Source organism: Lacticaseibacillus daqingensis, from assembly GCF_003946115.1.
GTDB classification, from domain to species: Bacteria; Bacillota; Bacilli; order Lactobacillales; family Lactobacillaceae; genus Lacticaseibacillus; species Lacticaseibacillus daqingensis.
In genome coordinates, this window is sequence record NZ_RHOH01000012.1 from 33,505 (window position 1) to 55,987 (window position 22,483).

Annotated in this window: 25 protein-coding genes; 13 read left to right on the forward strand and 12 right to left on the reverse strand. The window is 51.8% G+C overall.

Translation table 11 applies throughout. The annotated features are described in order from the left end of the window. Positions 1 to 52 precede the first annotated feature (52 nt). The 6 genes from EKM88_RS11405 to EKM88_RS13510 all read left to right on the forward strand — a co-directional run bounded on the left by EKM88_RS11405 (position 53) and on the right by EKM88_RS13510 (position 6,839). Complete coding sequence (locus EKM88_RS11405; protein WP_125706279.1) at positions 53 to 1,789, forward strand: recombinase family protein; 1,737 nt, start codon at positions 53 to 55, stop codon at positions 1,787 to 1,789. A 284-nt stretch (positions 1,790 to 2,073) separates the two neighbouring features. Continuing rightward, positions 2,074 to 4,011, forward strand: coding sequence for a TetM/TetW/TetO/TetS family tetracycline resistance ribosomal protection protein (gene tet, locus EKM88_RS11410; RefSeq protein WP_125706282.1), 1,938 nt, complete (start codon positions 2,074 to 2,076; stop codon positions 4,009 to 4,011). A gap of 300 nt (positions 4,012 to 4,311) precedes the next feature. Further along, positions 4,312 to 4,605, forward strand: coding sequence for a DUF3847 domain-containing protein (locus tag EKM88_RS13360; RefSeq protein ID WP_021631985.1), 294 nt, complete (start codon positions 4,312 to 4,314; stop codon positions 4,603 to 4,605). Then, a complete protein-coding gene (mobQ, locus tag EKM88_RS11420) occupies positions 4,606 to 6,072 on the forward strand; it encodes a MobQ family relaxase (RefSeq protein WP_021631986.1) in 1,467 nt (488 codons plus the stop codon). Continuing rightward, positions 6,069 to 6,488 (forward strand): cysteine-rich VLP domain-containing protein, encoded by a 420-nt coding sequence (locus EKM88_RS11425; protein WP_021631987.1) that lies wholly within the window; start codon positions 6,069 to 6,071, stop codon positions 6,486 to 6,488. The genes mobQ and EKM88_RS11425 overlap by 4 nt, the downstream gene beginning before the upstream one ends. 84 nt (positions 6,489 to 6,572) lie before the next feature. Continuing rightward, complete coding sequence (locus EKM88_RS13510; RefSeq protein WP_035300361.1) at positions 6,573 to 6,839, forward strand: transposon-encoded TnpW family protein; 267 nt, start codon at positions 6,573 to 6,575, stop codon at positions 6,837 to 6,839. Here the strand turns inward: EKM88_RS13510 and EKM88_RS11435 are convergent. From EKM88_RS11435 to EKM88_RS11490, 12 genes are all read right to left on the reverse strand, one after another. Then, positions 6,815 to 7,075 carry a hypothetical protein gene (locus EKM88_RS11435; RefSeq protein WP_404819978.1) on the reverse strand — a complete coding sequence of 87 codons (261 nt, stop codon included), beginning with the start codon at positions 7,073 to 7,075 and terminating at the stop codon, positions 6,815 to 6,817. The genes EKM88_RS13510 and EKM88_RS11435 overlap by 25 nt on opposite strands. Before the next feature lie 11 nt (positions 7,076 to 7,086). After that, positions 7,087 to 7,476 (reverse strand): hypothetical protein, encoded by a 390-nt coding sequence (locus tag EKM88_RS11440; RefSeq protein ID WP_054665552.1) that lies wholly within the window; start codon positions 7,474 to 7,476, stop codon positions 7,087 to 7,089. Further along, a complete protein-coding gene (locus EKM88_RS11445) occupies positions 7,469 to 8,752 on the reverse strand; it encodes a Y-family DNA polymerase (protein WP_054665555.1) in 1,284 nt (427 codons plus the stop codon). The genes EKM88_RS11440 and EKM88_RS11445 overlap by 8 nt, the downstream gene beginning before the upstream one ends. Continuing rightward, the gene (locus EKM88_RS11450; protein WP_056989266.1) at positions 8,749 to 9,129 is read right to left on the reverse strand and encodes an LSm family protein; all 381 of its coding nucleotides are present in this window, start codon (positions 9,127 to 9,129) and stop codon (positions 8,749 to 8,751) included. Before EKM88_RS11450 ends, EKM88_RS11445 begins: the two co-directional genes overlap by 4 nt. Before the next feature lie 103 nt (positions 9,130 to 9,232). Next, a complete protein-coding gene (locus EKM88_RS11455) occupies positions 9,233 to 9,766 on the reverse strand; it encodes a hypothetical protein (protein WP_125706284.1) in 534 nt (177 codons plus the stop codon). Then, positions 9,767 to 10,210 (reverse strand): hypothetical protein, encoded by a 444-nt coding sequence (locus EKM88_RS11460; RefSeq protein WP_054665561.1) that lies wholly within the window; start codon positions 10,208 to 10,210, stop codon positions 9,767 to 9,769. After that, positions 10,203 to 10,664 (reverse strand): hypothetical protein, encoded by a 462-nt coding sequence (locus EKM88_RS11465; protein ID WP_125706286.1) that lies wholly within the window; start codon positions 10,662 to 10,664, stop codon positions 10,203 to 10,205. The genes EKM88_RS11460 and EKM88_RS11465 overlap by 8 nt, the downstream gene beginning before the upstream one ends. Positions 10,665 to 11,020: 356 nt before the next feature. Beyond that, entirely contained in the window at positions 11,021 to 11,467 is a 447-nt protein-coding gene (locus EKM88_RS11470; protein ID WP_054665568.1) for a hypothetical protein, read from the reverse strand. Positions 11,468 to 11,485: 18 nt separating this feature from the next. Then, positions 11,486 to 12,145 carry a hypothetical protein gene (locus tag EKM88_RS11475; protein ID WP_054665571.1) on the reverse strand — a complete coding sequence of 220 codons (660 nt, stop codon included), beginning with the start codon at positions 12,143 to 12,145 and terminating at the stop codon, positions 11,486 to 11,488. A 20-nt stretch (positions 12,146 to 12,165) separates the two neighbouring features. Beyond that, a complete protein-coding gene (locus EKM88_RS11480) occupies positions 12,166 to 12,897 on the reverse strand; it encodes a hypothetical protein (RefSeq protein ID WP_125706288.1) in 732 nt (243 codons plus the stop codon). Between the two features lie 825 nt (positions 12,898 to 13,722). Next, positions 13,723 to 14,094, reverse strand: coding sequence for a hypothetical protein (locus tag EKM88_RS11485; protein ID WP_054665577.1), 372 nt, complete (start codon positions 14,092 to 14,094; stop codon positions 13,723 to 13,725). A 1-nt stretch (position 14,095) separates the two neighbouring features. After that, entirely contained in the window at positions 14,096 to 14,872 is a 777-nt protein-coding gene (locus EKM88_RS11490; protein WP_056989268.1) for a ParA family protein, read from the reverse strand. Positions 14,873 to 15,481: 609 nt separating this feature from the next. Here EKM88_RS11490 and EKM88_RS11495 point away from each other — a divergent pair. The 7 genes from EKM88_RS11495 to EKM88_RS11520 all read left to right on the forward strand — a co-directional run. Beyond that, complete coding sequence (locus tag EKM88_RS11495; RefSeq protein ID WP_125706290.1) at positions 15,482 to 16,726, forward strand: replication initiator protein A; 1,245 nt, start codon at positions 15,482 to 15,484, stop codon at positions 16,724 to 16,726. Between the two features lie 504 nt (positions 16,727 to 17,230). Further along, entirely contained in the window at positions 17,231 to 17,473 is a 243-nt protein-coding gene (locus EKM88_RS11500; RefSeq protein ID WP_125706292.1) for a hypothetical protein, read from the forward strand. 558 nt (positions 17,474 to 18,031) lie between these two features. Next, positions 18,032 to 18,289, forward strand: coding sequence for a hypothetical protein (locus EKM88_RS11505; protein ID WP_054663269.1), 258 nt, complete (start codon positions 18,032 to 18,034; stop codon positions 18,287 to 18,289). Positions 18,290 to 18,412: 123 nt separating this feature from the next. Continuing rightward, complete coding sequence (locus EKM88_RS11510; RefSeq protein WP_054663272.1) at positions 18,413 to 18,619, forward strand: hypothetical protein; 207 nt, start codon at positions 18,413 to 18,415, stop codon at positions 18,617 to 18,619. Between the two features lie 66 nt (positions 18,620 to 18,685). Further along, positions 18,686 to 18,808 (forward strand): hypothetical protein, encoded by a 123-nt coding sequence (locus EKM88_RS13595; protein WP_255533295.1) that lies wholly within the window; start codon positions 18,686 to 18,688, stop codon positions 18,806 to 18,808. A 63-nt stretch (positions 18,809 to 18,871) separates the two neighbouring features. Continuing rightward, positions 18,872 to 19,876, forward strand: coding sequence for a hypothetical protein (locus tag EKM88_RS11515; protein WP_125706294.1), 1,005 nt, complete (start codon positions 18,872 to 18,874; stop codon positions 19,874 to 19,876). Positions 19,877 to 20,030: 154 nt separating this feature from the next. Then, positions 20,031 to 22,483 (forward strand): VaFE repeat-containing surface-anchored protein (locus EKM88_RS11520; protein WP_164512093.1); only part of this gene is annotated, 2,453 nt, incomplete at its 3' end.

The window sequence follows — 22,483 nt, forward strand, 5'->3', positions numbered from 1 at the left end:
AGGATAATAAGGATAGAAAGGTCGTGAAAATACAAAACAGGAGGTTACACACATGAGGAAGCAGGAGCAAAAGGGTAAAATCACAGCATTGTACGAAAGGTTATCTCACGACGATGGGCGGTCTGACGAGAGCGTGTCCGTAGAAAATCAAAAGCGCATCCTGGAGGACTACGCCCGAAAAAATGGCTTCACTAATGTCCGCCACTTCACCGATGACGGGGTGCGGGGAACGACCTTCAAGCGGCCCGGCCTGGACGCTATGGTGGACGAGATACGGGCCGGAAATGTGGCTACCGTCATTGTCAAAGACCAGAGCAGAATAGGCCGTGACGTGGTGGAGGTCGGCTTGCTCAAACGCACCTTTGACGAGTACAACGTCCGCTTTATCGCCGCCAATGACAACCTGGACACCGCCAATGGATTTGATATTATGTCCATCTTCCGGGATGTGATAAATGAGTGGTACGTTGCTGACACCAGCCGCAAAATCAAGACCGTTTTCAAGTCCAGAATGGAAAAGGGCCTGCGCTGTTCGGGGGCCGTCCCCTATGGCTATCTCGCCTCAAAAGAAGAAAAGGGCGAGTGGGTGATCGACGAGGAAGCTGCCGCCGTTGTGCGCCGCATCTTTCAGATGGTCATGGACGGTCAGAGCGTCAACGGCATCGCCCGAACGCTGCGGGCCGAGCAAATCCCCATCCCTTCCGAACACTGGAAGCGTATCGGCTGTCCTGTTCGAGCCAACAGCTACCGCGACCCCTACGCATGGTCTGCCACCACCCTGGGTTATATTCTTAAAAGGCCGGAGTACCTGGGGCGCAAGGTGCTGGGCAAGACTGTCTGTGAGAACTACAAGACTAAAAGCACCCGCAGGACAATGCCAGAGGAACAATTTGTATTTGAGGGAGCCGTCCCCGCCATCATTGACGAAGAAACGTGGCACAATGTTCAGCGTTTGCGGGAAACCAAGCGCCGGACACCCAAGCGGAGTAATGCCCCTAACCGTTTAACCGGACTGCTCTACTGTGCCGACTGCGGCGCAAAGCTGACCCACCACAACAGTCTTGTCCAAGGCAAGTACATTGACGATGCTTTCACCTGTTCCAGATACCGGGCACCTATGGAGGATTGCACCATTCACTATGTTGCCACGCAAAAGCTGGAAGCGGCGATCCTCTCCGCCATCCAGCGGATAAGCTGGTATGTCCGCAACAACGAGCAGGAGTTTGTTCAGCGGGTTCGAAAGGCATCCAGTCTGCGCCAGGAGGAAGCAGTCAAGGATTGCCGGAAACAGATTGTCCAGGCGAAGAAGCGCCACGCCGAACTGGACGGACTGGTGAAGAAGCTGTACGAGGCCAACGCCACGGGCAAGCTGCCGGATAAGCATTTCAGCCGTCTCCTTGCCGAGTATGACGAGGAACAGGCCGCGCTGGAAGCCTCCATGACGGAGTGGCAGGGCTTGCTGGACAACTGGAACGCCGACCGGGTGAGAATGACGGAGTTTATCGACCTTGCCAAGCGGTACACCGATTTTTCGGAACTGACTACGCCCATTCTCAATGAGTTTATCGAGAAAATCGTTGTCCATGAGGGCAACGGACGGGGAAAGCAGCGCCGTCAGCGGTTAGATTTCTATTTCAATTTCATTGGCGCGTTTGAGGTTCCCGCCGACATTGTGACCCCGATGGAGCAGGAGGAAGAACGCCGCCAGCAGGAGGAACAGGCAGAGAAAGAGGAACGCTCCCAGGTGCTTGCCCAGGTTCGGTATGAAGGGTTGCTTTTGGGAATTTGATATGCTATACTATAAAAATCCAAGCAAAGGAGTTTATCAATATGCGGCAAGGTATTCTTAAATAAAATTTGATAATGGGAACAAAGACAAACGTCCTCAAGGAGAGGGCTTGGTTTTTGTACCCAATTTAAGAATACTTTTGCCTTTTCATTTCATATCGTGATAGACAACGGCCAGCCTTGGCCGCAGTTTTCATGTGTGTCCTACCTATCATCCCCAGCGGTAAAAGTATTTGTCGCTGGGGATTTTTGCGCCCTTCTGGGCCTTGTATGGAGGACAATCATATGAAAATCATCAATATTGGCATTCTTGCTCATGTAGACGCAGGTAAGACGACCTTGACGGAGAGCCTGTTATATACCAGCGGAGCAATCGAGGCGCCCGGCAGTGTGGATCAGGGAACAACGAGAACGGACACCATGTTTTTAGAGCGGCAGCGTGGAATCACCATTCAAACGGCGGTCACTTCCTTTCAGTGGCACGATTGTAAGGTCAACATTGTGGATACTCCTGGGCATATGGATTTCTTAGCGGAGGTCTATCGCTCCCTTGCCATTCTTGACGGAGCGATTTTGGTTGTTTCTGCAAAAGACGGCGTTCAGGCGCAGACCCGTATTCTGTTTCATGCTCTGCAAGTAATGAAAATCCCAACTGTTATCTTTATTAACAAAATCGACCAGGACGGGATTGACCTGCCAGGTGTGTATCAGTCTATCCGAGATAAGCTCTCCGCAAATATGATTATTAAGCAGAACGTGCAGCTTTCCCCGGATATATCCATCATGGAAAACATGGGGCTGGAGAATTGGGATACCGTGATTGCGGACTGTGATGAATTGTTGGAGAAATATATTGCCGGAGAACCAATGGACAAAGAAGAACTTCTGCGGGAGGAAAACAGGAGAATCCAAAGCGTCTCTCTGTTTCCGGTCTATCATGGCAGTGCCAAGGTAAACTTGGGAATCCGACAACTCATTGAAGCGGTCACAGATACATTCCAATCACCCACCGGGCAGAACAGCTCTGAATTGTGCGGAACTGTGTTCAAAGTTGAGTACGCAAACCAGAGCCAACGCCTTGCCTATCTGCGGTTGTATAGCGGTACGCTTCATTTGCGGGATTCCGTAGCCTTGGCAGGGAAAGAAAAACTGAAAATTACGGAAATGCGTATCCCCTCAAAGGGTGAGATTGTCCGAACAGAGATTGCCCATGCGGGCGAGATCGTCATTGTACCCTGCGACAGTTTGCGGCTGAATGATGTGCTGGGAAACAAACTGCTGCTGCCCCGTGAAACGTGGAGCGACAATCCTCTCCCTTTGCTGCGGACAACAATTGCACCAGAGAAACCAGAACAGAGGGAACGCTTGTTAAACGCCTTGACAGAAATTGCGGATACCGACCCGCTTCTGCGCTATGAAGTAGACGCTGTGACCCATGAGATCATTCTCTCCTTTTTGGGCCGGGTACAATTGGAAATTATCTCTGATCTTCTGGTGGAAAAATATCAGCTCAACACAACTGCAAAAGAACCTACCGTCATCTATATGGAGAGGCCATTGAAAGCGGTAAGTCACACCATTCATATCGAAGTGCCGCCCAATCCATTCTGGGCGTCCATCGGGCTGTCCGTCACCCCTCTCCCCCTTGGCACCGGAGTGCAGTATGAGAGCAAAGTTTCCGTTGGATACTTGAATCAGAGTTTTCAAAACGCTGTATTGGATGGTATCCGCTACGGTCTGGAACAAGGCGTGTATGGATGGAAGGTAACGGACTGTAAAATCTGTTTTGAGTATGGGCTTTATTATAGTCCGGTCAGCACTCCCGCAGACTTTCGGTCATTGGCACCTATTGTATTGGAGCAGGTGTTGAAAAAGGCGGGGACGCAGCTATTGGAACCATATCTTTCTTTTACACTCTATGCGCCGCAGGAATATCTCTCCAGAGCTTATCATGACGCACCAAAATATTGCGCGAGTATTGAAACGACCCAGGTTAAAAACAGCGAGGTGATTTTTACTGGCGAAATCCCTGCCCGCTGTGTGCAAGAGTACCGCAATGACCTCACCTGTTATACAAACGGGAGAAGCGTTTGTTTAACAGAATTGAAGGGGTATCAAATCGCCAGCGGCGAACCAGTTTTTCAGCCACGCCGCCCAAACACCCGGATTGATAAGGTGCGCCATATGTTCAACAAAATTCTCCCATCAATGATGGACTTATAAAATCCCTTTGGAACAAAGGGCGCACTTCTATACATGGTCTGCGACCATGTATCGTGCGCTCTGCGAGGCTACGGCCCGGACTTCCGAAAGTCCGGGCCGTTTGCGTCGCTCCGCTCCGTACAAGGGGCTGCGCCCCTTGCGCCGCTTTGCGGCTATCCCTGCGCCCTCGCTGGAAAGGTACATCCGCTCTGCGTCTGCACCTTTCCAGCGAGGCTAAAACCGAATACCGTTACCCTTGACCGTTTACCCGACACAGCAGGTAGACGGTCTTTTGTTTTGCCAAGAAGGAGGTCAAACACGATGGACAAGTCACGCGAAGAATTAGAGAAAGAGTATGCTGAGGCCACCGCTAAGTTGGAGCAGTACCAGCACAGAGGCCAGCGGTATGAGAACCGCATCCGCTACTACACCCAAGGCGAAAGGAAGAAGCGAAACCACCGACTTATCACCCGTGGCGGAGCGGTGGAGAGTATCGCCCCGGAGGTGCGCGGCATGAGCGAAAGGGCCTTTTTTCTTTTGATGGAAAAGGTCTTTTCCCTGCCGGAAGTTGCCGCCCTGGTGAGCCAAGCCACTGACCAGCAGGAAAGCGGATAATTGGCCCTGTTCCATCTCCACGTTACCCAGGTCAAACGGAGCGCGGGACAGTCTGTTGTCACGTCCGCCGCCTACCGAGCCGGGGAGAAATTGTATAGCGAATACTATGGCGAGGTCAGCGACTACACCCACAAGGGCGGCGTGGTCTGCACAGACATTCTCCTGCCGCCCCAGGCCCCCAACCAGTACCAAGACCGCGCCACCCTCTGGAACGCCGTGGAGAAGGCCGAGCGCGGCAAGAAAGCCCAGCTTGCATATAGCTTTGACATTGCCTTGCAGAACGAGTTTTCATTGGAGGAAAACATCGCTCTTGCAAGGCAATTTGTTTCGGAGCAGCTTGTGGGCCGGGGCATGATTGCCGACTTTGCCATCCACCAGCCGGACAAGGAGGACGGCGGTATTCCTAACCCGCACTTTCATGTTCTCTGCCCCATCCGGCCCATTGAGCCAGACGGCAAATGGGGGTGCAAGCAGCGCCGCCGCTACCGTCTGGACGAGGACGGGAACCGCATTATGGGAGAGGACGGCAAGCCCCTCTTTGACGCTGTTCCCACTACCGACTGGGGAAGCCCGGAAACACTGGAACATTGGCGGGAGGCGTGGGCCGCTATGGTGAACGCCAAGTTTGAGGAAAAGGGGCTGACCTGCCGCATCGACCACCGCTCCTATGAGCGTCAGGGCCTTGACCTGCTGCCCACCGTCCATGAGGGCGTGGCCGTCCGCCAGATGGAGGCCAAGGGCATCCCCACCGACAAGGGCGATCTGAACCGCTGGATAAAAAAGGCCAACAACATTCTGCGGGATATTCGGAAGAAAATCGCCGGCCTGACGGATTGGATTAAGGCCATAAAAGAAGAATTGAGCAAGCCCCAGGCCCCGACCCTTGCCGCCCTGCTGACCGACTACTATGAGGGCCGGAACGCCGGAGCATGGAGCCGCAACGCCAGGATTGGAAATCTTAAAGGTTTTGCCGAGGCCATCAATTTTCTGACCGAGAGGGGCATCGCTACGCTGGAAGATTTAGAGACCCATATCGCCGCCCAGAGTGAACGAACGGAGGCCATCAACACATCCATGAAAGCGAAGCGTGACCGTCTGAACGAATTGAAGGAACTGCTTCGCCTTGTTGACCTCTACCGAGACACCAAGCCCGTCTATGACGAGTTGCAGGGTATCAAGTGGAAGGGCAAGCGGGAAAAATTCGAGAGGGAGCATGAGAACGAGTTGAGGACGTTCCACATGGCCCGCCGGAAGCTGGACAAGCACCGTTCCCCTGCTGGTAAAATCCCCGTTCATGCGTGGGAACAGGAACAGGCGAGGCTTCACCAGGAGTACACAGCCGAGTATGAGCAGTACAAGCCTATCCAAGACGATTTGCGGCGGCTTCAACAGGTGAAGCGGAACGCCGATGCTGCCATACACCAGCAGGAGCAGACCCAGCAGAAACGCCGGGAGGTGGAGCGGTGAACGGCATTCCCCGACTGACCTACCAGCAGTACCGAGCCGTCCGGCGGCTGGTGCATGACTGCTGCAATTATGACGGCGGCAACTGTCTTGCTCTTGATGACGGCTGGGAGCCTTGTGTCTGCGTCCAGAGTATCACCTATTCCCTGGTCTGTAAATGGTTCCGCGCCGCCGTCCTGCCAACAGACAAGGGGTTGTGTGCCGCCTTGCTCCACCGAGGACAGGCGCGGCCCTGTGCCGAGTGCGGGGCGATGTTCGTGCCGCGCTCCAATCGGGGCAAATACTGTGACGAGTGCGCCGCCAATGTGCGCCGGAGAAAGAAAGCTGCCAGCGAACGGGAACGCCGCAGGCGTGGACATTTAGAGGCTGAAAAGCCTTGCAATCAGGGGGCTTGTGGACAGTCCTCAAAGGGGGACTAATACATTCCCCTTCCCCCACTCCAACGTGGGCGGCAAAATGGCGCTCACGTGGATTAACTTTGATGAATGATGAAAGGAGAGCCTATGACCTACGACCCCAGCATGACGATCACCAGCACCATCCCCGCCCCGGAGGGGAGCGACAGCACCAGCAGAGAGGGCAAGGCCATCCCCCTGCCCGTGATGGCGGGCGGCAACGCTTCACCCGCCCCGGACGTACCGCCACCCGATATGGTAAAGACCGTTGGCGGTACGACCTTTGATATTTATTTCCATTTCAGCCAGACCAGCCGGGAAACCTTTACCGACAAGGTACTGCGCCTTATTCAATCCGATGTTGTAACCTCATAAAAATAATTTACTTTTTTCTCTATCCTTATTGACAAAACCCGAAGGGCAATATCTAGAGACAAAATGCCGGTAGAAGAGACGTCGATGTTGGTGAGCGACTTGTCGCCCATGCGCATGACGGCACCGTCGCCAAACTGTTTCTTGATTTTGCTAAGGGCTGTGTCTAGCGCTACCTTGCGATCCTTCTCGCCTGAAACTTCGTGTGCCTCGCGCATGGTTACTTTTTTTGTTGCCATATCGGTTCCTCCTAGTTAGTGCCTTGACTCGGCCGCCACGGTGCGTGCGTCTGGTTGCGGGCGCTATGGCCATGGGTCGTGTCCTGCACAATATCTGTTCCTGGGTGAATCAAGCGCTTTGTGTCGCGATATTCTACTGAGAGATTGCTCCACTCGCGGAGATTGTTCATGACATATCGGTAATCTTCGGGATCCCGTTTGAAATGGACTAACTCGTAACTGCGGAGCAGCTGCGTTCGCTGCTTTTGCGTGTAGAGAAAGATCGAGTAAATATCCTCAAAGTGATTGTCTACCACGACCAGCCAGTACCGGTAGCGATATTTGCGGGTGAAGTATTTCTCGTAATTTTCCTGCATGGTGTGAATGATGTGATACATGCGCTGATCGTCTTTGTTATCCATGATGGCCTCCTACCAGCCCGGCCCGGTCGATTGCGGTGCCGCCTGCTTCCTTCGAGTATCCGCGCACCAGTGACTTGTAGCCGTACTTGCTCCGGATTTTGTCTACGACCTGATCAAGGGCCATGTCAGCAGTCTGCTTCTCTGGTGGGTCAAAGAGGTTGAGCTGAAACCCTGCGGCCTTGCTGACGCGATTGACACGGACTGAGACGTTCCTCACCGGCTGGCCGTTCCACTTGCTTTCAAACAAGCGGCGGGCCGCGCTGATGATGTCGTCTGAGCGGCTGGTGGCGTCGATGTGCATTTGGGCGCCAAACCCACGCTCTTCAGCATTCGCGTAGCCAATGCCGACGCTGACCACCTCACCCTGAACGTGGTGCTTTCGTAGCCTGGTAGCAACTTGATCTGCGATTTCGCTCAACACCACTTCAATATCGCGTTTGGTAACGTAGTCCCGCATGAGCACCTGAGAGTTGCCGTAGCCCTTATTTTCCGGTCGGGGCAGGTAGCGCTTCGTTAGGTCTGAATAGTCGATGCCCCAGGCGTGAAAGAAAAGCGCGTCACCTAAGACGCCAAACCTGGCATGCAGCTTGCCCCGATCCGCATGAGCCAGGTCATAGATGGAATGAATGCCGATGGCCTCCAGCTTAGCGGCGGTCTTGTCGCCTATCGACCAGAAGTCGGTTAGATTCTTGATCTGCCAGATGGTTTCGGGCACGTCTTCGTATGTCCAGCTTGCTCGCCATGGCTCTTGGTACTTGGCGTCGTTGTCTAAGGCTAGTTTGGCTTGCAGCGGGTTCTGGCCAATGCCAACCGTGGTGATGATTCCGTACTTCTGGAAGACTTCTTCCTGGATCTTAGCCGCGATCTCCTCGTTACTGCCGAAAAGGCTATGGCTGCGGGTCACGTCGATGAATGACTCGTCAACCGAGTATGGGTACCAGTGGTTATCATCAGTGAAGGAACGGTAAACGCGATTGATCTTGTAATTGAGCTTGATGTAGTCTGCCATGCGTGGCTCCACCAGCTCAATATCCATCTGATCGTCGATTTCAAAGCGCCGGGTGCCTAGCTTAACGTGGTAATCACGCTTCGTATTGGGACTTGCCGCTAGCACCAGGCCGCCGTTACTCTCTTCATTGCTGAGCACCGCCACCTTGGCGGCGAGCGGAAACTCGCCGCGTCTGATGGCTTCAGTAGAGGCGTAGAAGGACTTGCAGTCAATGCACATGATGTCATGGATTGGCAAACGCTGCGGGTCGTCTAACGGCGTGCTCATTGGTGCCACCACTTGGTTGCATCCAGCACGTCGATATGCCGGATGTCCTCAACCTGTACCGGCAGCACCAGGCCATCTTTGCGCTGAAGGTAGATTTGACCATCAGCGTAGCCAAGAATTGGCCCTTCCAGGTCTCGCCGGTATTGCCCGTCGTACAGGGCGTTAAGCTGGATTGCCACGACTTGCCCCCGCTCCCAGGCGGTCTGAAGAACCTGGTCAATCACACTGGCCTTCTGTTCCGGCTTCTCTGGTATTGGCTTTTCATCTATCGCTTGTGATTCCATATAGGCACTGTGATCACTCAGGATCCAGCCAAGCCACTTCTTCATGCCTCGATCCGGGTACAGCCAAAGCTCCCGTGGGACGTTGCGTTCCATAATTTTGCCCCCTTGTTGTTGACTCCATTATACGAACATACGTTCGTATAATGCAAGGGCGATCTGTACAAAAACGGGGCCACTTCTGGCCCCTACCGTTTGATTATTTAGCTGCACGATTCTGGTCTATTACAAGTTGCTGCGCGTGAGACAGAGCAGCCGTAATACGATCGGCTTGCTGGGTGACTAGATTGACAGCTCGCCGTATCGGTAGCGGCTGGTACATGTCAACGGAGCCAATGGGTAGAAATTGATCAACGTGCGCATAAACGTGTGCACCGGTTTGGTCAACCGAAGGAGACGGTTGTTGGTAGTGCCAAAGTGTGCCGTTGGAAATGCGAAGCTGCCCAGCATACACCACTCCCTTAACTTCTATGCAGACAATATCGCCGGCTGATGTTGCAATCATTTGTTCAAAGCTCGGCTTAAAGCGATTAAAGGTGTTTCTTTCAGCATCAGAGCTGCAATCCTGAGCTACACGCGAAACAAATTGTGACAGGTCAAGTGGCTGCGTTGGCTCGTTTTCACGAATCCATCCGATACCAACGATGCTAAATCTAAGCCATAGTCGTCCGGCTTGTTCCTTCGTTCCCGTTTTTTCAACTGGATTATGGTTATACCAATACACTTTGGGCATTTAACTGACCCCCATCATTGTGTGGTTGCTAGGCGTTTTGTGCTGCATAAGAAGCCGAAATTGGAGTGTCATTAGCTGGATGTATGGAAGCCGCGTAACATTAGCGAGATTTGCGTACAAGAGGGCCTGAGCCTCGGCATACGATTGGCGCTCTGCAAAGTGCCACGTGGCTCCATCGACTTGTCTAACCGAGCAACGGTAAAAGTGCCATCCTACCTTAAGGATGAGGACATCACCAGGTCGAATATCAATGATTGTTTTGTAGTCACGCTTGAGACGATCACGTCTGTTGGGCCATCGACGCAGCGCTTCTTGATAAAGAATCTTCGGGCGCAAAGGCCAGGCATTTTGAACAACAACGGCATCTGTGCCGAAGATTCTTGCTGTAAGCCAGGTTCGGCCAACTTCGCGGGAAGGGGCACGCCAGAAATAAACTTTAGTCATTGGCAACCTCATTCCCTTGTTTGGCGCGGTAGGCTTCATAGTTTGGGGTAATATCAGCCTCCGTCAGTTGTTCCCGAATGGAAGGCGAAAGCGTGCTTTGGTAGTAATGTCGCAGAAAGGCGGCCGCGTCACTGACTTCGGCAAACTGATCGACTGTTTCTCCGGTATCGGGGTTTTGATAGTAACCGTAACTTAGCGTGAGCCGTGGGCGGATATTGTAGTCGTTAATGTTGCGTGGCTGGTTATGACCCGCCTGCTTAGGGACCAACAGTTGAATCTTAATTACGTTATTGCCAGTCATAGGGAATCCGGTATCCTGTTTGACTCCACTCGAGCCGTTAACACGTGCGGTGCTTTCGTTCCCAATTGAAACTTTGTACACGGATCCTTGCGGGTGATAAACATTGTGTGTTGGGACCAAGATATAAAGACTCGCGGTGTATTGTCTGGACATAAAAGTTCCTCCTTGGTTGGCGCCTGTTCCTAAGAGCCCATTTCACAGATATTATATCCGAGTAATTAGTTCCGGTCAACCGAAAGTTAGGCTTTAGATCCCGATATATATCTTATTGAAGATGATTCCGGCGTGGCGTCTGCGAGGACTCATTATCTAGTCTGTGCTGACAACCCTAATGACTAGTCCATAATTATATGTGACAGCAAAGGAGCCGCCACCTCCAGCGGGTGACGGCTCTTGTTGATTGGAAACAAACGATGTCAATACATAGTTTTTGTATACGGTATACGAGGAGTAAGCAACACTGCCTTCAGATAAGCCGACTCATTCTGCACCTGGCCCCACAGGGTCCTCTATCTACCACGTTTTGCTGCTACCCACATGTCCGCTCGACAGAGCAACCGATTGGCGGCCTTGATTCCTTGCCAGAAAATCCAGATAATACCCGCAGCAATCAGTGACTTAGCGCCAAATCGAAAGAGGCTTCCCAACGCCACGAATACCCCGCCGACAAAAGGGGCCAGGAATAAGCCACCCACGACCATTGGCCACTCGTACAGCGCCCAGAACGCCACAACAATCACTACCAGGACGCCTAAGAACATGGCAACGCCTGGTAGGCTGTTACCGAAGATAGCGTGCAAGATGTAGCTGAACATGGGCTTCACGACGTGCGAGAAGATATATTGAAATGGGGCGATGATTAGGTACCCAAGAGCGTTCAAGATGCGCAGTAGATTATCAAGCACGATATCCAGTGCCCAGCTAATCCAGTTCGTTAGTTGCGTTGTGCCTTCCATGTCCCCATCCTCCGTTTTCTATTGTAGGTCTTTGACCTTATCGCTTAGTTTTCCAACTTTGTTTCGCAGCCGGTTGCGTTTCCGGGCGACGGCTCGGGTGAGCTTCCGGTGTCCCTCGTACTCGTTGCGATGAGCCGCCAACTTATCACCCAGTTCGGTAACTCGATGTTCCATTGCTTTGATCTGCGCATCCGTGGCCATCTCACCTGTCAACGCCAGCATCTCGGCGAACGGGTCCAGCTTTCCGCTACGATAGCGGCGCTGTTGTCCAACGTGGCTGTACGCGTAAAGTGCTGACTGCGGCTGGCCCTCTCGCCCTGGCACCTTGATGATCTGGCCGAAGCGTGCACTAGATAGGTCAATCGTTGCTGGGACCAGCCACTTGTAGGTGTGCGGGTTCAATGAGCCGTCGTCGTTAAGAAAGTAAGCTATTGCGATGGTAGCGTTCCGCTTCAATACTGCGTAACGCTGCGGGTTCTTGTCCTTCGGTGCTGTGGCGACTAGTCCTCTCAACTCGCGCTTCACACGGTTCAACGCGGTTCGCTGCCGCTTCAGCTCTATTTCTCGCTCCGAAATCTTCGGCTTTTTTGGCTTCGGCTCTACCGGCGCCGGAGCCTTTCTATGTGGTTGCCCTGGTACCAGCATGTCCCGCCGACTAATCTGTATCTTCTTTGCCATCCATTCCTCCTTTGACGCTGCTACGCGAGCGTCCAGCCAGTCTGGCTGTCATAATCGTAAAGGGCTTCAAAATCCGTTTGTGACAAGGCCAGGAGGCGGCCGGTGGCGAGCCTAATCAGAATGTCGCCAACCTCCAAGGAGAAGCTTGGCTGCTTGCTGCCAGCATAAGCGTCAACTTGAATCTTGTCATGCCTTTTGGTGAAGTGGGCGTTCGCCGGGTCAGCGAGCCTCTGGATTGCGGCGAGGTTAACGCCGTCAAACTGAACATACTGATCAGCCTGGCTCGGTTTACGCAATGCCGTTCCCTTGGCAATCTCTACCTCACCCCAGGTTGCGACAGTACCGCCCGCACGGCCCATCCGCTTGATTGCCTGGTCGAGTGTCGTAACCTTGGTTCCTTCTATTGAGATACCGAGCCTACGGGCCTCACTTGAACTGATCCTCCGTCGTTGCCTACCACGGGCAAGCACGCTCTGTTCCTGTCGATGGGTGACAGTACGGATGATGCTAACGGAGCCATCATCTTCTTCTACTTCCCACACAGTAGGAATAGCCTTTTGCGTCGGCGTCTCAACCATGTCAAGTTGAACTGCGCTGGTGGCGTCAGGATGACCATCAAGCTGCAAGGAGAGCAAGTTGATCTGATCGCACACGGCACAATCCGGGTCGCTGCCGGGCTCATGTAGATCATCTAGCCCGTCTTTGGTGTGTTTTGCATAGGCTGCATACAAATCCTTCTTTGTTACTGACATGTTTCTCCCCCTAGCCAGGTGAGCAGCAGCCGCTTCCCAGCTTGACACGTACACACTAATCTTTTAATTCCCAGCCATGGCACCCCGGCTGCGCCATAAAGTGCTGATCCGTCAGCCGAAGCAAGTATGCCAGGACTTTAGTACTTTAGTACGCTGGTACCAAGGTACCCTACGTCTTGGACTGAGCGGGTGCGCTCACGCAGCAGTTGCATTTACACAAGTGTAAATGTACACGCCACAATTCCTTCGCAACGGCCTCTATTGCTACTTTGTGTAAAGGTGTAAGTGTACACACTACCCTCAACCGGATGCTCTCTCACGCCGCTATTACAATACGCCGTTAATGCCACTCTACGGGCCTCAAGTACTGGCCCACGCTCGCCACGCGGTACTAAGGTACGATGGTACCAAGGTATCAAAGTACCTTAGTACCATGGTACCTTTATCCCGCTACATATAGCCTACATTGCGCTGTTTGCTGAACACGAAAGTTTTTCGTTATAGTACCAAGGTACCTAGGTACTTTGGTACCTGGATTCGGTTGGCGTGCATTTCTTTGTGTAAAGGCGTAAATGTGCACGTCCCACTCGAACTGACGTCTTCTCTCGCACCGATAGTATAATATGCTGTCAAAAGTACACTACTGGCGCAAGGGATTGAATTGTTGTGGCTCAATGGTACTAAGGTACGATAGTACTAAGGTATCAAAGTACCTTAGTACTTTTAGCCTTCTAGGTATTGCCCGCGTTATGCCGTTTGATGAATGCGCAAATTTATCATCACAGTGCCTAGGTACTAAGGTACTTTGGTACTGTTGGTCGAAAGTTACTTTGCGTTCATCGCTTTGTCGTAGGCATCCTTGATTTCGCGATCAGTCAGCGCATGTTCCAGAATTAAGTGTAGAACAAATTCAGTCATTGACTGCCCCTGTTGCGCTGCCTTTGCTTTGATTGCGCTTTGTATTTCAGCGGGCATATATACCTTGACCTGCTTGGTGCCCTTGGTACTGGCGTAAAAGGCTCGTATATCCTCGAAGCGGGTGAGCTTTACCTGCTTTTCATCCTTCTCTTCTACCGCAGCTGCCTTTTCTGGAGCAGGTGCGGCCACACCTGTTGCTGGCTTACCAAACAAGGTATCGGGAATACCATTGCCTACTACCATTGGATTATCCTTGAGACTCTTCCTTTTTGTAGCCATATTAGACCTCCTGAACTAATTTCTTTGCCAACTTGAAATAAGCGAGTCCTGCCGCATTTGTTTTATCCATATCGTACGTGGAAATTTGGTTTACGCTGGCATCGGCGACTTTAACCGACCGGGGAATGTCTGCCAGGATTTGAATGGAATCGTCTTCCAACACCTGGTAAGCCTCATTCGACTGAAGGGTATGCTGCGTCATTGTGACGACATAACCGTAAATTTTGAGATTTTTGTTGATCTGGCTCTGCACTTGCGAAATGGTATTTTTCACCAGTTGCCGCCCCAGCAGAGCCTGATATTCAGCCTGAACTGGGATCACGACTTCATCCGCGGCACTCAGTGCATTAACGGTCAGTAAACCACGACTCGGAGGGCAGTCAATCAGGATGTAATCAAAGTGGAAATCAGGATCCTCCATGAGCGTCTTCAATGCATCACGAAGCACCAGCTCCCGTAATGTCATTTGAACCAGCGACAACTCAGCGTCCGACAATTCTAGGGTCGTCGGTGCCAGCCACAGGTTTTCCTTGATTGGCACAATTGCTTCTCTTATAGAGGCCTTTCTTAACATCACTTGAGTCATATTTGGCACCGCAGACCGAGTGAGCTGAGGCAAGTCTCCACGTATCTGAGTAAGGCTGCTTTGTGGATCCATATCTACCATTAGCACCTTCTTTCCTAGGTGCTGTGAGAGTATGTCTCCCAGTTCAGCAACGGTCGTGGTCTTCGCGACGCCGCCTTTTTGATTTGCAAATGCAATAACTGTGGTCTTCATTCTGTCTACCCTCCTGAATATTTCAACCTTGGTACTAAAGTACCAAGGTACTAATCAAATCGTTCCACCTTGGTACCCTAGTACCAAGGTACCTTAGTACTAAACCGTGTTAACCTGAAGTGGGTATCTTCTGCTCGTCAGAATTGCTAATTTACTTGACACTAAGGCACATCGCCTCCCGAGTACCTTAGTACTAAGGTACCAAGGTACTATTCAAATGTCAATACCTTGGCCACGAATAGTACCAAGGTACTCTAGTACTGAAGTACCTTAGTACCAGAGTACTTTGGTACCGGCGATTAACAGCGGTGTAAAAGCACTTCATCAAGGGCTCGTATTTTTTGCTTGTGGTTTTTCTTTACTCAGGCCATGAATACGGTTAAAATTGGGTATGAAAAAAGCCCGATCCGTAGACCGAGCAACCAAAAAATCTTCTGCAAAGATATTCTACCGCATTCTCTGGAATTTTGGTAGTGAGGTTGCTTCAAAGTTGCACAATAGAATGTGGCAGGTTATATTTACCTCGAACTACTTCTGTTTGTGATTAGAGTCGTCTGCGGAATCGCAGGGGACTCTTTCGCATGTCCCACAAAACAGGAGGAATGAATCATGGAGAGCCACAAGCAGCTTCCATTCTACTCAGCAAACGAAGCATTCGGCGAAACGTACTACCAGCTTCCGAAAGTCTTCTACACCAGTCCGCTATACAAACCGCTTTCTAACGATGCAAAGGTGGCGTTCGCCATTCTCAAAAGCCATTTTGCATACAGTGTTCTTAACCATTGGGTTGACGATGATAACCATATCTTTTTCACTTATACCAACGAGCGGATGAAAGACATGCTTGGCTGCCAAGATGGCAAATTGAGCAAAATCAAGAAAGAGCTGATCCAGGCCGGGCTTCTATCTCAGGTTCATGTAGGGCTGAACCAGCCGAACCGGTTATACCTTCATAAACCTGAGACAAGCGCAGAGGACGTTTATCAGATTGCGCATGAAGACCGGAACATCGCCGATTCAACCCCAGTGAAGCAGGGTGAAGGTTCGCAAACCCTTGATAATAGCGGACGTGCGAAAATCGCACGTCCGAATAATGCCGCCAATAAAGGACGTGCGAAAATCGCACGTCCGGTGATGACGCAATCTGACGACTCGCAAACCCTTGGTAATAGCGGACATGCGAAAATCGCACACGAATTAGAACTATACTCTTCTAGAGACCTTACTAGAGACCTTAAAGAGACTTCGAGTGCCGATTCTTCAAACACGGCGTCTTCGACACCAGAAAAGGGAGCAGAGCAAAACCAACCACTCAAGTCCGAGCTTTCGCCTGAGAAGGATGACGAGCTAGAAAGAATGCTGCTGGATAACTTCGCAGACAGCATTGATCCAGCTGTGTCTGGCGACATTCTGAGTCGTAGTAGTCTTCAGCTGATTGGCAAATGGAGCCACTCGGTGAAGGAGGCCCGCGAACGCGTGGGGGTTATCCTGAACGCCAAGCGCGACGCGGAACTGGAATACGACACGTACCTGGTCACCGAGGATTTGCAAGACGAGCTCAACAAGGCACTGCTGCGAGTCGTTATGCGCTGGAAAGACCAACTTGACGGCCGTAGCGAGCGCTCTATCCGCAACGTAGACAATTACCTCTACGGCGCTATGAAGCAGATCTTTGAGAACGAGTCTGTGCGCCAACTCAACCTTCAAGCTAAGGACGACGAAGACCGTGCGGCGTTGCGTGACCTGCAAGATCGCTTTGCTGACGCGCGGACGGGCAAGCAAGCCCGGATGGAAGCCCGTGAAGTAAACCGGGCCCGGCGGCGGCAACGTGAGCACAAGCAAGCGAATGCTTGACTTGGTGAAACTCTGCGGTATTATAAGTTTGTAGACCGAACACGTGTTCGATTTACGAAGTCTAGCCTGGCATGGTTGTGATTTGACAAGGGTTTGCGCAACATAATGGCTTTCGAGATGGCGCTTACAAAATATTGAAAAATATTTACAGTTGACTTTTGCGAAAGGTCTGATATTTTGAAGGTGTAAATCTCGAGTGTCACACCGGCACAAAAAAAGTGGGCTAACCGAAAGTGCTGACTGGTCTGATAAACCAGTTTTAAGCGCAAATTCGGAGTCACACGACGGAAACGAAACTTCCTGAGTGACTACCCCCTACTGTGCATCCACAGCATTTCAAGTTTAACACGCAGACACGCGGGAACCCCGCGTCACGCGGTGGAAACAGCGAGTGAAGGATGCATTGAGGGAGGTTACAGGGAAGTCTGTAACCTCCTTTTTTTCGTACCTCTCGCAATTTACTGGGTGCAATTACTGCATGAAGCAAGAGTAGGAGTGGGGAAGATGGGAAGATACGTAGCCATTGACGAACTGGTGCATAGCGCAGCTGCTATCCGCACTTGGGATCACCGCTATTTTATCAATCTTGGGGACGGCTGTTTGTACGATCGCTTCCAGGGCCAGCATGTGCTGCTGGAACGTGTTTATCCCAGCATCCGTACCGTTTATAACTCGCAGCATCGTGCCATCGCACACCGGAAACATCCGCGCGACAAACTGACGACGATACCGCCAGGCGCAATCTAATCTAGCAACAACGTGTGTGAAATATGCGTGCGCTTAACCAGCACACCACCTCTATGACGCGTTGAACTAGTGGCATCAACCGCTGGCCGCAGGCGCGCTCGTCCTTTGACAACTGAATACCTTTATCCCTGCCCGCTTCTGGTCACTCTTACTGCGGGACACTCAGCCGGGGACAGATTCGCGTGAGATCCACGCACACTACAAGAAGACGTGACCCAGATTCAAAACGAGCCACCTCACTAGTCGCATAGGCGGCAAGGCACTTGATGGGCGCTGATGTTAACAGCGTTGCACTTAATCGCTAGACGGCGAATGCCATTGCGAGGACATGAAAAGGCAGGAAAGGTCGTAGGGGCGCACGCCAAAAGCCCCTTGTCATGCAGCATAGCTGCTAAGGTCAGTCCGACTCAGAGCCTAAAGCCGGATGAAATGCTGAAGTCAAAAACCAAATAATATGTACTCTAAAAATTAAACAGAAGTAGCAAAAACCGTTAAACCCTACGTGTTAAGCGTAGGCATATTTCACACGCAAAATCATGTATCACAGGAGGTAGGCCAATGCGACAGACAGAACGTGTACAATTAGTGGCGAGCCAACTCACCGACTTTCTAAAGCAGCACTCAGGCAGCGCAACCTATCAGGATTACGCCCAGTATCGGCATGCTATTGGGAAGCCAATCACCGCCGCCGAAGTTGGCATTTTGAGCAACATAACCCGCTTGGCCACAGGGGTGACAAGAGTCTACAAGAAGCATGACAACCGCGTTGATACATTCTGGATTCTGGATAGGAATCCAGAAGCGGTACATGTGTAAGTTACTACTTTGGCGGCTTACACGACAGCACAGTGTTCTGGAACCCTTTCGTCTCTCGACAAGATGATCCTCCAAAGTCAGGACAGTGTGTTGCCTTGTAAGCCGCTAAGGAGGACGAGGAATATGCTCAAAGAACAAGAAAAGCAAATATTTGACGGCCTTGGGCGGCCAATCAAGACGCTGGCCAAGGGCGTTCGCTACAAGATGATTGACCATGGTTATTACACAACGGCTTTGAAACCTGGTGAAACAGATGCAGTCAGGCCGGTGCTTCCTAGAGAGGAGCAACGGTATCTGGATGCAAAGCTGAAGCTCAAAAAGACGCAATAGAGAAGAGCGCCTGGCTGATTGGCTAGACTGTTGGATAAAGCACGAGGATACGGGGGAGAGAGAAAAATGAAAAAGACAACAATCACGGCGGGTAGCCTGATTCTACTGACAGCACTGACGCTTGCGGGCTGCGGATCAAAACCCGCAGCTAAGACGAGCACCAAGGACACCACAACTGTTGCAGTTTAGACTCTAGCAAAGGACGTTCAAGGCCTCTTCAGCAGCAAGAAGTATGAGCTGCCAAACAAAAAGGTGACCAAAGCCAAGATTACTGCTGCGGGCAAGCAGTACAAGAAGGTCTACAAGCTGCGTGGCGATCTGACCAAGGCGCAAAAGAAGACGCTGCGTGTCAGCAAGTCTCGCATTGCGGCGATTAAGCAGATGGTCGCCGTCAACACGGAGATCAAGGCTGTGCTCAAGGACAAGCGCGTGATTAAGGATCTTACTTACTCAGACGATGCGCTCCAACAGACTCTAACCGGTCTGAAGTCGAAGTACGCGAAGTTTGTCAGTCAGAAGCAAGATGACGCCACTCTGATTCATAACGAAGTGGCGGCCATTGCCAAGGTGAAGTCCAGCACCACCGGTGACCCAGACCAGGCGAAGATAGACGCCGCTAAGACAGCGGTCGATGCAATCCCGGTTGCCGCCTTCAAGGCTTTTTGGTCACCAAAGATTCCAACCATTGAGAACGGAAAGCTGGTTGCTAAGGAAAGTCTGACCGCTGGCACCGATAAGGTCTCGGCAACGGTGACACAGGAGACTAGCGCCGCTGCTAAGAGCAGCAGTGCATCTGCACCGGCAGCTTCTTCCAGTGCAAAAGCCAGCCAGGCAGCAAAGACGACTACTAAGTCAACGCAAGCTACTACGACCAAGCCTTCCACACCAGCAGCTAGCGCAAGCCACAGCACAACCACTAGCCGCCCGACCACAACGACGCCTTCTCACTCCACTACGACGACAACCAAGCCGTCTACTGGTTCTTCTACTGGCACGAGCCACACCACAACGCCTAGCAAGCCATCGTCCTCTAGCTCAAGCACCAAGCCAACTGAGCCAGTCAAGAAGCCGCACGTCCTAGAGCCAGGAGAATACATCGGCAACGGTGGCCTCTTCTCTTCAATGAGCGCGGCCATGGCGGCTATGAATAAGGCATTGGATGACGCCGCTGACGCTGGACAAGGGCGGCAAGCACATGCTTTCAGCGTCTCATATCAAGACGGAACAACCTTCTACTCTTGGGAATGGTCAGACTAAGTTAATTCGATAGTGTAATGCACAGCGACTCATACAAAATGGGCCGCTTTTTTTGTGCTCAAAATTAAGGAGATGAGATCTATGACCAGTATCCGCGCACCGGCAGATATACGATTTGTTGCTACTAAATCTATTTTGAGAGGAGATTCCAAACATGAACAAACAGACTAAGAGCCATTTGTGGCGCGGTCTCATTGAAGCTCTAGGCTTAATGCTTGGTCTATTGTTCGCGTTGAATGCTGTTCAGGCGAGTACAGTAAGTGCCGCGTCGGTAACGATGGAGCACGGGGGCCATGGGACTAAATCAACGTGGGTGAAGCCAGGCGGTGGCACATTTAAGGAGGGTGGGACACCCACGCTCCATCTAAACTCGGCGAGCGGGCCGGTGGTATTTTGTATCGATCCGGGGCAAGGCGTTGTAGCCGATGGGGAAGGGTACACGGGTACAGGTTACAAAACCTATCAGGACTCTTCGGCTGCCAAGCAAATGATTTCTGCAATCGCGTACTATGGCTACCAGAAACAAAAGAGCGTCAATAACTACATCATGACGCAATGGATGATCTGGGAGGAACTTGGCTACAAGCTCCAGAGTGTTCAAGCCGGGCCCGTGTCAAAAGCGACCTACAATGCTTTCAAGGCAAAAGTGAATGGGCAGATTTCTCCATTCACCGGCGTAACGTCGTTCAACAACAGCACGGTAACTGTTAAGGCCGGCCAATCGGTCACCGTCACCGATTCCACTGGCCGTTTTGCTAACTACGGTGCCACTACGTACAAAAATACGACTGGCACTACCGTTACCAAGAACGGTAATTCTATGACCATTACTGCGAGCGCTTCCTCAAACGAGTCGGGCAACATTCAGTTTGTTCCGCAGATTGACGCTAACTATCAAGGCACTCCACTGATTGCGTCCCACGCAACACGCCAGGACGTTATTCGACCATTGATTGACCCGGTCAGCAACCGGACAGTTATCAACGTTAAGGTTGAAAAGAACGTCAACGTCGTTTTGCAGAAGTACGACATTTCGACTGACTTTGGCAATAATGATCCGCTGGCAGGCGTAACCTTCCACTTCACCAAGGATGGCAAGGACTACGGCGACTTCACCACGGATGCCAAGGGCCAGATCGACCTCAACAAGAACATCTCTGAAATGACTGGCAACTGGACTTACCAAGAAACAAAAACTGTTGATGGGTTCAAGCTCGATTCTACCGTCAAGAAGTTCAGCATTGCCGCTACTGATGCTGGCAAGACTATTAACCTGACCGCCACCAACGAACGTGTCCCTGAAGAGGTTCACACGACCGTGACCTCCGAGGATGGTACGCACATCCAAGAACCGCACAAGCAGGTGACGATCACTGATCGCGTATTCTACGCCAATGCCGTACCTGGCAAGGAGTACACGGTTGTTGGCAAGCTGATGGATAAGGCGACTGGCGACGCGCTCCTTGACGACAACGGCAAGGTTGTCACCAAGACCATGACCTTTGTTGCCAAGACCGCGACTGGCTACGTTGATATGCCGTTCACGTTTGATGCAGCGCTGCTGGCGGGTAAGACCGCCGTTGCGTTTGAATCACTCTCCCGCGACGGCCGCGAAGTGGCTGTTCACAACGACATCAACGACGTACCACAAACCATCACCTTCTCCACGCCAAAGATTGGCACCACCGCCACTGACGTAGATGGCTCTCATGACGTTCTGTCAGATGGCGACCTGGTGATCAACGACGTTGTGACTTACCGCGATCTGATTGTTGGTAAGACCTACAACATCAAGGGCCAACTGATGGACAAGGCGACCGGCAAGGTTGTCTTGGACGCCAAGGGTAACCCAATTACCGCTGAGAAGACGTTCGTTGCCGACAAGGCTGACGGTTCGGTTACCATGACCTACACAGTCGATGCTTCTAAGGCAATGGGCAAAGAATTTGTTGTCTTTGAAAACCTCTACCGTGACAACAACCTGGTTGTTAGCCACGCTGACATCAACGACGAAGGCCAAACCGTCAAAGTGGTAACCCCTGTGGTTCACACGACGGCGACCTCTGATGAAGGCGACAAGCAAGTAATGCCTGAAGAAGACGTCACCATCAAGGATGCTGTTGCGTACAGCGACCTGGTTGTCGGCAAGCACTACTCCGTGACCGGCTACCTGCACTACACCGACGGCTCCTTTGTCCTTGATGCAAAGGGCGAAAAGATTTCCAAGACGGTTTCCTTCACCGCCGAGAAGACCGAAGGCACCATCGACGTGACCTTCACGGTTGATGGCCGCCTGCTGGCGGGCAAGGACGTGGTTGTGTTTGAAAACCTCTACCACAACAACAATCTGATTGCCTTCCACGAAGACGTGAACGACAAGGATCAGACCGTGACCTTCCCTAAGATTGAGCTGCACACGACTGCAACTGACTCTGAAGGCTCCAAGGAAGTTGTCCCAGAAGAAAAGGTAACCGTTAAGGATGCTGTGGCTTACCACGATCTGATTGTTGGCAAGACCTACACCGTGACTGGCTACCTGCACTATACCGACGGCTCTTTCGTTAAGAACGCCGATGGTTCAAAAGTTTCCAAGACCGTGACCTTCAA